Below are 12,175 nucleotides of genomic sequence, written 5' to 3'. Positions count from 1 at the left end.
CATGTTAAACACGCTTAAACGTGCATCTCTAGCAATGCTGTCAATGATGACGGCATTGCTGCTGACTTTCGCAATGCCTGCTTCAGCAGAAGAACAATCTTCTAAAGTTATTCAACAGGAGATCACGCAACTCGCCGGGGCAGACTATTGGCGCGAAGTCAGAGAGGGGCAAGAAGGCTACACCACGTCTCAATCGCCAGAACATGGCGTATTGATCAGTAAACCTGGTGAGACTTGGTACATTCTAAAAGAGAAATGGATGTCTCCAGCTGGTGCTGTCGCGATTTTCGGCAGTATTGCAATGGTAATCATGGCTTACGTACTCGTTGGCCCTTTAATGCTTAGCAAGCCGCGTACTGGCAGAAAGATGAAACGTTGGTCTCGTTTAGACCGCGCGCTTCACTGGAGTATGGCGTTTACATTCTTAACGTTGGCATTCAGTGGTTTGATGCTGGTTTACGGTAAGCACTTCTTAAAACCGTACGTTCCTACTGAGTTCTGGGGCTTTATCGTCATGTTGGCGAAGCAGTACCACAATTACATGGGACCATTGTTCTTCATTTTGCTGATGCTCGTGCTCTTTAAATGGTGGCGCAAGTCGATTCCAAACATGACTGATGTTCGTTGGTTCATGAAAATGGGCGGTATGGTTGGTAAACACAAAGGCACACATCCGTCAGCTGGTTTCTCAAACGGTGGCGAGAAGGCAATCTATTGGTTATTGATCTTCTTTGGTGCTATCGCGGCAGTGAGTGGCTTGGTTCTAGATTTTCCTATCTTTGGCCAAACTCGCCGTGACATGGAGCTTTCTAACTTAGTTCACGCGATTTCGGCACTGATTCTAATCTGTGGCTTTATCTTCCACATCTATATTGGTCTATTCGGTATGGAAGGTGCGTTAGAAGGCATGGTAACTGGTGAAGTCGATGAAACATGGGCGAAAGAACACCACGATCTTTGGTATGAAGAAGTAAAGTCCAAAGAAGCGATGGGCGAAACAGATACGGCACAAACGGAATCAAAAGGAGCGAAAGCGAATGAACAAACCTCATAACGGGATTTGGGTTGCGTACATCCTGAGCTGTTTGACCCCGTTTACGTTTCTGATCTCAGGCGTTATCGCAATTATCTATGCGGGTTATCGATTAGATAAGGGAGAAGACAGCGACGTAGTGATTTCTCATTACTACGGTTTAATTCGTACCTTCTTTCTCTACCTGACGTTTTTTGTTGTGTTGATCGTCACCGTCGCGACTTCTAACGGTGTACTCGTTGGCGTGAGTGATTATTGGTTGCATAGTACTTTGCTTGAAACCATCGCTTACTTTATTCCTTGGATAGGGATGGTGTTTGCTGCATTAGCCATCTTGGTGTGGTTTATGCGAATGTTTCAAGGGATGCAACAACTGCGCAATAACCAACCACACAGACCATCGACAGGTCCAAACCTTTAATCAGTATTCTTTAAGCAAAACCGCCGTAATAGGCGGTTTTTTTGTTGCTGTCATGTCTCAAATATGAAGCGCTGAGTCCCACAGGTGATACTTGATGCAACTTATTGAGTGAATTTACGTAACTGGGCAGAAAATCATAGTTAAGTAAGAAACATGTAAAAAAATCGCGTTGCGATGAGACATTAGTCTCACTCACGCTATTGTTCATTTACTCAGGATTCATCGTCCCGTTAAAGTACGCTGCGCTCAGAAATTCAAAGAGTTGCATACGTGAAAATTGCCATCAATACATTCAGTCTACGCATACAGAGGAATCTCTATCGGAGGATGTTTGATTAAGGCATCTTGCTCTCACAAATAAAAAGAGCGAAACGAGCATTAAATGATGCGGCAAGGTAAGAAAAGGACAAACACGTTACGGCTATGATCCCTCAATTCGTCATTCCTATCACGAATCGCTTTGGCGAAAGTTATCACTTCTCTGGTCAGTTACTTACTAGCGGCGAACCTAAAACATTCGTGACCAAACAAGAGGCAATAGAGTTTCTTGAGAGCTTTGGTGAGCTTGACCTTCGCTCTGTCGAGGACTTGTTCTATGCGATTGGTCAATTCAAGCCAAACATACCTGACGGTGAGCTTACTTCCCAACACTATAATTCAACGTTTGCCAATGCTTTGGTGAACGGTGACTTGCATGTCGCTCGAATTGTACCGACCGGAGAAAACTACGCACTCTCGTCAGCGGTTACGCCTCCACCGACTCAAAATACCGTCAATGCAAAACCATCGAAAGGAAAGGGGAAGTCGAATAAAAAGAGTGGCAGAAGTGCCGCATCCGCCAAGCCTCAGCAACAAAGCAGCGAAAAACATGAGAAAGCCGGTGATCCTGTATCACTTGTGACGGGTGAAGAAATTCTCGAACTCTATGATATCGAGCTACAACAAGGCACTACTTGGCAGCGTACTTATCGCTCTTCGCAGTCGGATGTAAATCATGGAATGGGCTTTGGTTGGCGACATGCATTTCAGTTTGAATTACGCGAGAAGACGGACGAGAAAGACAATGTTATCGCTTGGGAGTTTGTTGACGATAAGGCCGATATCACAGCATTTGAGCCAGTAGATATTGGAGCAACAAGTTACCAGATATACGCTGGTGCGAGCTGTTATTTCCTAAATTCAGCAACTCGGATCGTGACGCTCGCTAATGGGCATCAATATCGATTTGAACAGAAAGATGATCGTTGGCTTGTTAAACAAGTCAGAAATGGCACGTTTTCAACGTTTCAACTGCAGTATTCTCGAAACCATCGATTGATCGAGATTGCATACAACAAGCGTCCGGTTCTTGAATGTCAATATGATAAGCAAGGACGCCTTGTAGAACTGCTTAATGCAAAGTCCCAAAAAGTTCTGACAACTTATACCTATGATGAGCACGATGATTTGGTCAGTGCAATTAATCATTTGGGCTTGAAGGAACAGTATCAATACCGCGGCCATTTAATTGTTAAGCGTGTACGACCAACTGGCTTTACTCATTATTTTGAATGGGATGGCGAAGGTGCTAACGCGAAATGCATCAGGAACGTTGGGGACGCAGGAATTTATGACTATCGCTTCCATTATCAGGGAAATCATTCTTCTTATTCTGACTCGTTAGATCATCAATGGTCTTTCTTGCATGACGAGCAGGGTAACTTACTCAAGAAAATAAGCCCCACCGGTAAAACTTGGCGATGGCAATATGATGAATTAGGACGAAAAGCACAAGCTATCTATCCTGATCAGTCAACGGTCAATTATCAATATAATCAGCATGGTCAATTAGTTTCTAAGTTTCATTCCTCTGGCAAAGAAGTTCAATATGGTTATGACGGCTTAGGTAAGTTAGTTAAAACGGTTTCACCTGACGGGGATATCGAGAAGGCTTACTACAATAGCCTTGGTCAAAGAGTTTGGGATACCGATCAGTTCGGCTGTGTCACGGAATATGATTACGATAAACACGGTCAAGTCGTCAAAAAAGAGTCTGAAGATGGTAAGAAAAGTCAGTGGTGGTGGGATGAACAACAAAGACTTATCGCGAATGAAATAGACGGTACATTACTTCGTTACAGCTACAACGAAGAAGATCTGGTGAATGGCGTCGCTTATCCCGATGGGTGTATTGCTCAACTCGCTTATGATCAATTTGGCAGGCGTACATCAGTTCGTTATTTTAACGACGAGGACAAAGTCGGTTATAGCGAAGAATATTCTTACGATGAGCACAGTCGTGTTGCTCAGATTCGAACTCCAGCTGGCGTTACCTCGTATCAATGGGGAGCACTCGCGCAACAAGAAGCAGTCATCTTTCCCGATGGCAGCCATATTTCTTATGAATACGATAAACAACGTAACCTGACTAAATTAGTTCGGAGTGACGGCTTAGAATTCGAATTTCTGTATGACGATGAAGGCCAGCTATCAGGAACTGTCGGGTTTGATAATCTACACAGCCAATTTGATTATGACGATATGGGGCGGATCCATCGTAAGCAAGTCGCCGATAGGACTGTGCTGTACCGATATGACGCTGCGGGTTATCTCAAGCACGTCAAAGCAGGAAATGGTAGCAGTATTGTAGAGAACCACTTCAACTATACGCTTGGTGGTCGACTTACTTTCGCATCCAATCGCCATCAAACATTGCAATACCAATACTCTTCATTCGGGCATTTAACAAAGCGCATTCAAGGTCAGTTTGAGATAGCGCAGGAGTTTAACAGAGTTGGCCAACGCGTATTTCAGGTACTGCCAGATAATACGCAGCTGAACTTCTCTTATGATCGATATGGGCGTTTTTCAGTGATTCGGTTTGGAAACCTAGATTTACCTCAAATCAAATTTCATTACGATGAAATGGGACGAGTTTCCCAAATTGAAACGGCACATTTTAATGAGCGCATCATTTATGATGGTGTTGGTCGTTTGGTCGAACAACATTGGCCTGATAGAGAGAAAAAGTACGTTTACAATGCGCAAAACCGTATTTCATCAATCATTGATAATACGGCAGGAGCAACACACTATCAGTACGATGCCTTAGGGCAACTGAAACGAGTCAATGCTTCCGGAGAAGTGACTAAGTTTGAATACGATAGTTTTGGCAATCCTACTTTGCCATCTTCAGAGGTATTCGCTGATCGTATTGAAGTGCACGATGATGTCCGGTTCAAATATGACGCGCAAGGAAATCAGACAAAACGTGAGGGGCAAGGACACGTTCAGACTCGCGTATTTGATGCGTTAAATCAGCTCATTGAAGTTCACACCGACGATGGCATCAGTCAATATGAATATGATGCATTAGGGCGCAGAACGAAGAAAATTACACAACAAGGCGTTACGGAGTTCCTGTGGGAAGGTGAACGTTTAATTGGTGAACGCTCTTCAGGTGCTTTCCGCTGGTACCTATATCAACCAGAAACCTACACGCCAGTGGCACTGCTAGAAAATGACGTTATTTATTGGTACCAGTGCGATCAAGTTGGTAAACCAGAGCGACTAATCGATTGCGAAGGGAATGTTGTATGGAGTGCAAGTTACGATGCTCACGGTTTTGCTCATGTACATATTGAAAATGTAGCAAATCCATTGCGTTTTCAAGGGCAGTACTTCGATCGAGAAACCAACTTACATTACAACCTCGCTCGGTATTACGACCCTAAGCTAGGACGTTTTATCCAACAAGATCCGATATCTATTGCTGGTGGCATTAATCATTACCAATATGCAGTCAATCCTATCCAGTGGATTGACCCAACAGGCTTCTTGTGTGAAGAAGGGCTAAAACGCTTGCAACAAATGCTGGCTGAGTATCAGGCGCAAAACAACGTTCCCCAAGAGGTTTGCGATCAGATTTTAGAGGCAGCAAAAGAGTCATCTGTCGGAGAAGATGGCGTTCGCTCGCAAGTCAAAATCCGAAAACCCAATGGTAAAAACAATATTCGATATGAATACGACTTAGACCATATTGATTGTGAGAGAAACGAGATTACTTTTTATCGTCATATTAATCACTCAGATGGCAGCAGACACGAAGTGCAGTATGTTGTTGGGATTGAGGAATTTGTCAATGCGCATGTTTTTGACTCAGAGAAAGTTGGCGGGGAAGAAGGTTGCACGATCTTCACTGAAGATCTTGTGCTGAATAAAGCAGAGTATAAAGAAAACTCTGAACTCAATACGAGTGATTATGAGCTAACAGAAAGAAACAAAGAAAAAATTGATGAATGCTTGAAAGAGCGTCAAGAGGCAATCGACGCTCGAGCTGGCGAAGAGGGATATAACGCTCAAATTGGCAATATTAACCAACAGTCTGCAAAAATTGGTGAGTTAGCCGCGGATGACTTTGTCCGGAGTAAACGTCCTAATGCTAAGCTGCTTCATCCCAAAGATATTGGAACCTCAATTTCGAAGCCGGGCGACTTTGATATGGTTTATGAGGTGGAAGAGCCACCACCAGGTGAAATTATAATTGTTGAGGCCAAAGGGGGGAGCAGTCCTTTAGGTAGTAGAAAAATAGGAAACGAAGCATGTCAGCAAGGAACGGCTAAATATGCAGCGGCAATAGTTGGTAAGATGTCTAGGAATGGGCGAAATACAACAGAGTGGAAAGCAGCTAAATCAATAAGAAACGCTTCGAGGAGTGGACGCCCAATTAGATATATACATACTAAAACCCCAATCTCTGAATCAGGGAGAGTTTCAAAGGTTAAAGTAAAAGAATTTAATGTAGATTTAGGGAAGTTTTAAAATGTCTGACAAAATTAAAATAGAAAGAAATGCTGATCCAAAGCTGACCTCGGAGTTAATCAAAGGCTATAGTTCTGATATTGATGAAGACCTTGATACGCGCAAAGAGGTAATCAGTATTCGTAGAGAAAACTTAGTTGCTTTAAGTGATGAATCGTTTTATCTAGTGAGATGGTACTCGTGGTTCCCACACTCCATAGAAAATGAACAAATCGGAACACTTTGCCTGTATGAAGCGTCATTAATGCGCGCGTTTTATCATCAGTTAGCGATGAGGCCTGACGAACCTCAAAGTATTCAATTACCTAGATACCCAGAAGTGACCTGGAAAGGCGAAGGTATTTTAAAAACAGGCTTCATTTGTCCTTCAATGTGGCTAGATGCCTATTTTACCTCTGTCATCGTCCGTGACAAAGCTAGCATGGATGTGTTGGCGAACTTTCCGATTTCTTTGATGAGGCAGAGCTCTACCAAAGCGGGTGAGCTGTCTTATATGTTAGTAGACGTCATTCAGTCGTTCCATCACCGTACAGCAGACTACCCTGATAAACTGGTGGCCGCGATGGACGCGGCAGTTGCTCAGGGTGATGATTGGGCGTTAGAAATCGCCATGGGTATTTTGGAAACTTTTGCTGCCCTGACAACTGACATCGGTTATGACTTTGAAGAAGTACTCATTAAGAACCTTCAGTTCCAAGAGAAATACCAAATGAGGCTCGATAAGCCAGAGGACTTGATTTCTATAGAAACTTTCATCTCTTTCCCTTTGCTTGGTATGGCATGTATGTGGTACGACAAAGGTAACCGTTTATCTGTTGAAACTGGTTGGCTTCCTCCTTATCTCGTCGAGGGGCGTTGGCTAGAAGAAGTAAAAGCAGGGAAGATCACTCGATAAACTCCTTTAGTTAGCCATTCAGTATAAAAGCCACCTCTCATGAGGTGGCTTTTATGTTTATGGTGGGGAGTTTGCTGCTTGTTGAGCTATATGGTGCGCATTATGTTGGTGCACTAAAACCACATTGGTGCATTTATTAGCGTGTTAAGCACCATTTCAAGAATGCGTGATTTTATTAAAGTTCATACAAAACAATAAATTAAAGTGTAAGTGTTAGAAATGTAAATTATGGAATGAGAATTGCTCTGTTAGACGCTCTATAAATTAAGTTCACCAAATTGGTGATGAGCCTAACTTTGATGCACAGGATAAGTGCGCTACAGATCAACGGAGACAATCATAATGAGTGTAACTGCCAATCAGGTACACGGCGCTGTACAAACTCTCACGCAAAGTTCCGACACACTTTTCTTACTACTTGGCGCAATCATGGTTTTTTTGATGCATGCTGGTTTTGCTTTTCTTGAAGTAGGAACCGTGCGCCAAAAGAACCAAGTTAATGCTTTAGTTAAAATCTTGGCCGATTTCGGTATTTCCGCCATTGCGTATTTTTTCATTGGATACTGGGTCGCTTATGGCGGCACCTTCTTTGCTGATGCTGAGACATTATCTCAAGGCAATGGTTACGAGTTGGTGAAGTTCTTTTTCTTGCTGACCTTCGCTGCAGCGATTCCCGCTATTGTTTCAGGTGGTATCGCAGAGCGAGCTCGTTTTTATCCGATTCTAATCGCAACATTTTTCACTGTCGGCATCGTATACCCGTTATTTGAGGGAATGATCTGGAACGGAAACTTTGGTGTTCAAGCTTGGTTTGAAAGTACCTTTGGTTATGGCTTTCACGACTTTGCAGGTTCAGTCGTTGTACATGGTGTTGGCGGCTGGATAGCGTTGGTTGCCGTTGTGTTTTTGGGCATGAGAAAAGGCAGAGTTCGAGCAGGAAAGCATACCAACTTTGCACCTTCGAATATTCCGTTTTTGGCTTTGGGAGCTTGGATCTTATGTGTGGGTTGGTTTGGCTTCAACGTCATGTCAGCTCAAACCGTGTCAGGTATAAGTGGCTTGGTGGCTATGAACTCATTGATGGCAATGGTCGGAGGCATTGTCGCGTCATTGTTGGCTGGTAAGAATGACCCCGGCTTTATTCATAATGGCCCACTGGCTGGCTTGGTTGCTGTATGTGCGGGTTCAGACTTAATGCATCCTATCGGTGCTTTAGTGACAGGTGCGATTGCTGGCGTGCTATTTGTTTATCTTTTTACCTACCTACAAAACAAAACCAAGATTGATGATGTGCTAGGGGTTTGGCCTTTACACGGTTTATGTGGCGCTTGGGGTGGTATTGCTGCGGGGATCTTTGGTCAAAGCGCGTTGGGTGGGCTAGGTGGCGTGAGCATTATTGTTCAGCTTCTAGGAACGCTTTTGGGCATTTCCATCGCTGTGCTTGGGGCACTTGCAGTCTACGGCGCGATTAATACCAGTATGGGACTAAGGCTTTCAGAAGAAGACGAGTTCAATGGCGCTGACCTAGCCATTCATAAAATATCTTCTACCAACGAGGATTGAGGCCAATGTGGGAGCGGCGTAAAGCCGCTCTTTTAGCAATTGCCTTTTTTTGCTTGGCCAGGTGGACAGAAATCTCCATTACCACGATGGTTATCGTCATTGGTGCTGACTCTTACTTTTACGTCGTCCACTTCGCCTTCAACATTGGTTAGTTGGCAACCTGCTAAAGTCGTAAGTAATATAAGCGCTAGAGATACTTGTCTCATTGCTGTTCCTCTTAAATTGTAATTCTAATAGTGACCATTACGACCATGGTCTAATCCATATTACTACTGTTGCTATTCTTTCAGTGTTAAGCTAATGAAAAAACAGCAAGGATGAGTTATGAATTTCCCTTATAGAAATATTGTAGTACTTACTGGTGCAGGTATCTCGGCCGAATCTGGTATTCAAACATTTCGTGCGCAAGATGGCCTTTGGGAGAATCACCGTATTGAAGATGTAGCAACACCTGAAGGGTTTGCTCGCGATCCGGACCTTGTTCAAGACTTTTACAACCAACGCCGCAAGAAACTTCAAGACAATGCGATACAGCCGAATGCCGCGCATAAGGCACTGGGCCGCCTAGAAACCGAGTTAGAAGGTAAAGTGACGGTCATCACTCAAAATATAGACAACCTTCACGAAAGAGGCGGCAGCCATAACGTCATTCATATGCACGGTGAGCTTTTAAAAGCGAGATGCAGTGAATCAAACCAAGTTATAGAACATAGTGAAGACATTAAGACTGGTGAGCTTTGTCATTGCTGTCAGATCCCTTCACAAATGCGACCACATATTGTTTGGTTTGGTGAAATGCCACTACGAATGGGGGATATCTACGCAGCATTAGAAGAAGCAGATTTATTTATTTCTATCGGGACTTCTGGCGTCGTATATCCCGCAGCAGGTTTTGTTCATGATGCAAAAATGCATGGCGCGCACACCATCGAAATTAACCTCGAGCCTAGTGCGGTAGAAAGTGAATTTGAGGAAAAACGCTACGGAAAAGCAAGCGTCGAGGTTCCAAAATTAGTTGACGAGATACTGGCTCTAGAAGGAAAAGAAAGAGCGTAATAATTCTCACAGAGGAGAGCTTTTGTCTTGTCATTAAGAACAAAAAAAGCGGCTCATGAGCCGCTTTTTCATATCTTTAAAACTAACGAATTAGTTGTTCACTTTTAGCTTTTGGAAGTACTCATCGTACATTACGCTCGCTTCGCCAACTTCATCTTGCCAAGTACCGCTGTCCATCACTTCTTGTGGTGGGAAGATGCTTGGATCGTTAGCAAATTCTTTAGGTAGCAGTTCGTGTGCCGTTTTCACTGGAGTAGGGTAACCAATCTCTAGTGCGATCTTAGCTGCGTTTTCTGGGCGCAGTAAGAAGTCAATCATCTTATGAGCCGCATCAACGTTCTTCGCGCCAGCTGGAATTGCCAGGCTGTCCATCCAGAAGATCGTTCCTTTTTCTGGCCAGATGATGTCGATGTTCGCGCCTTCTTGACGAGCCATGTAAGCAGAACCATTCCAAAGCATACCAAGTGAAACTTCACCCGCTAGGTAAGGGTTTGCAGGAAAGTCTGAGTTAAATACTAATACGTTTGGCATTAGCTTTTTCAGTTCTTCGTAAGCGGCTTTGATTTCTTCTGGGTTAGTCGTGTTTGGTGAGTAACCAAGCTTAGTCAATGCAATGTGGAATACTTCGCGAGAATCATCCATCAACATTAGTTGACCTTCCCACTTGCTATCCCAAAAATCATCCCACTTAGTAACAGATGATTTGTCTAGCATGTCAGCATTGATACCAATACCTGTCGCACCCCAAATGTAAGGGATAGAGTAGTTGTTGTTCGGATCGAACGGCTTGTTAAGGAAGTTAGTATCAAGATCGGCAAAATGAGACAATTTCTCTTTGTCGATCTGTTGCAGCATGCTTTCTTTACGCATTTTAGAGACGAAATAGGTAGACGGTACTACCAAGTCGTAACCAGAACCTTGGGTTTTAAGTTTTGCGTACATACTCTCGTTAGATTCATATGTAGAGTAAATAACTTTGATTCCAGTTTCTTTTGTAAAGTCTTCAAGAACTTCGTTTGGAATGTATTCCGACCAGTTGTAGAAATACAGTTCTTGATCAGCAGCCATTGCAGGGGTAGCGATGAGCGTCGCTGCACATAGAGCGCTTGCGTAGAATTTACTTTTCATTTGTTTTCCGTTTTGTTTCGCGATTGGACAAGTCAATACTAGCTGGAGTTATCAAGTTGATCCAAATCGCAGTAAGCACAAATCTGTTTATTTAGCTCGAGGGCTGTATCTCTGCTTTGTGAGAAGATAAAACTAGACATCGAGCCAGATAAACCTAGCAACGCATAATTATATCAGTCAATTACAAAAATAGGCAGCGTATTGCTGCCTATTTTCTTTTAGTCGATGACTTGTTACACAAGCTCGATTACTGTCCCGCTTTCAGCTTTAGGAAGTAATCTTCGTACTTAACGGTTAGATCACCAACCGCATCTTGCCATTCCACTCGATCAAGATCTTCTTGAGAAGGAAATAGCGGTGCAACATCTTTAAACTTAGCGTTCGATTCCTCTACCGCTGTTAAGTAACCAGTATCACGTGAGATTTGCTCTGCGATTTCTGGACGTAGTAGGAAGTCGATCATCTTGTGAGCTGCTTCTACGTTCTTCGCACCGGAAGAGATAGCGAAGTTATCAACCCAACCGATACCGCCTTCTTTAGGAAATACGAGTTTAAGATTTAGGCCTTCATTTTGAGCAGCTGCAGCGCTGCCGTTCCAAAGCATACCAACGCCCACTTCACCAGACATGTAAGGTGCGCCTGGGTTGTCAGAGTTGAAAACTAGAACGTTTGGCATCAACTTTTGTAGCTCAGCGTACGCTTCATCGATTTGTTTAGGGTCTTTTGAGTTGCCTGAATAGCCGAGTTTACGAAGTGCGATGTGGAAGACTTCACGAGTGTCGTCCATCAGCATTACTTGACCTTCAAGCTCAGGCTTCCATAGGTCTGCCCAGCTTTGGAAGTCGTTTGGATCGTACATATCTGCGTTAACCGCTAGACCTGTAATCGCAACAACGTGTGGAATAGAGTAGTCGTTATTTGGATCGTAAGGCTTGTCTAGATAGTTCTTATCTAGGTTGCCGAAGTTTTTCAGCTTAGTCTTATCGATCTTTTGTAGCATACCTTCATCGCGCATTTTTGCTACGAAGTACGTTGAAGGTACCACTAGATCATAACCTTGGTTATGAGTTTTTAGCTTTGCGTACAAAGTTTCATTCGACTCGTAAGTCGAGTAGATCACTTTGATACCAGTTTCTTTGGTAAATTGCTCTAGGATATTACTGTTGATGTAAGGCCCCCAGTTCATAAATACCAATTCTTTATCGTCCGCTGCTGCTGAACCTGAGAACAGAGAAAGCGCACATGCACTACCAGCTAATAGAGTAGCCCATTTTTTCAT

The 12,175-nt window shown here is 43.5% G+C and carries 9 protein-coding genes; 6 read left to right on the top strand and 3 right to left on the bottom strand.

The genetic code is table 11. The features are described from left to right. The first annotated feature begins 1 nt into the window (after position 1). From B7360_RS20900 to B7360_RS20880, 5 genes are all read left to right on the top strand, one after another. Positions 2-1,054, top strand: a complete 1,053-nt coding sequence (locus tag B7360_RS20900) for a formate dehydrogenase subunit gamma (protein ID WP_005396168.1) — start codon at positions 2-4, stop codon at positions 1,052-1,054. Next, positions 1,038-1,454, top strand: a complete 417-nt coding sequence (locus B7360_RS20895; RefSeq protein WP_005396167.1) for a hypothetical protein — start codon at positions 1,038-1,040, stop codon at positions 1,452-1,454. The genes B7360_RS20900 and B7360_RS20895 overlap by 17 nt, the downstream gene beginning before the upstream one ends. Before the next feature lie 423 nt (positions 1,455-1,877). Next, positions 1,878-6,254: an RHS repeat-associated core domain-containing protein gene (locus tag B7360_RS20890; protein ID WP_085344527.1), complete on the top strand. Its 4,377-nt coding sequence runs from the start codon at positions 1,878-1,880 to the stop codon at positions 6,252-6,254. Between the two features lies 1 nt (position 6,255). Next, entirely contained in the window at positions 6,256-7,149 is an 894-nt protein-coding gene (locus tag B7360_RS20885; protein ID WP_085344526.1) for an immunity 49 family protein, read from the top strand. 342 nt (positions 7,150-7,491) lie between these two features. Further along, complete coding sequence (locus B7360_RS20880; protein WP_085344525.1) at positions 7,492-8,712, top strand: ammonium transporter; 1,221 nt, start codon at positions 7,492-7,494, stop codon at positions 8,710-8,712. A gap of 32 nt (positions 8,713-8,744) precedes the next feature. On the opposite strand, the gene B7360_RS25055 is transcribed toward B7360_RS20880, so the two are convergent. Beyond that, entirely contained in the window at positions 8,745-8,918 is a 174-nt protein-coding gene (locus tag B7360_RS25055; protein WP_012841833.1) for a hypothetical protein, read from the bottom strand. Positions 8,919-9,036: 118 nt separating this feature from the next. Here B7360_RS25055 and cobB point away from each other — a divergent pair, with 118 nt between their 5' ends. Beyond that, positions 9,037-9,768, top strand: a complete 732-nt coding sequence (gene cobB / locus B7360_RS20875) for a Sir2 family NAD+-dependent deacetylase (protein WP_005396469.1) — start codon at positions 9,037-9,039, stop codon at positions 9,766-9,768. A gap of 90 nt (positions 9,769-9,858) precedes the next feature. Here the strand turns inward: cobB and B7360_RS20870 are convergent, their stop codons facing one another. Beyond that, complete coding sequence (locus B7360_RS20870; RefSeq protein ID WP_005396470.1) at positions 9,859-10,896, bottom strand: extracellular solute-binding protein; 1,038 nt, start codon at positions 10,894-10,896, stop codon at positions 9,859-9,861. Positions 10,897-11,143: 247 nt separating this feature from the next. Then, the gene (locus B7360_RS20865; RefSeq protein ID WP_012841832.1) at positions 11,144-12,175 is read right to left on the bottom strand and encodes an extracellular solute-binding protein; all 1,032 of its coding nucleotides are present in this window, start codon (positions 12,173-12,175) and stop codon (positions 11,144-11,146) included.

Origin of the sequence: Vibrio sp. ArtGut-C1, assembly GCF_002105475.1 — a bacterium.
Lineage (GTDB): Bacteria > Pseudomonadota > Gammaproteobacteria > Enterobacterales > Vibrionaceae > Vibrio > Vibrio diabolicus.
This window is presented reverse-complemented; position numbering and strand designations above follow the sequence as displayed.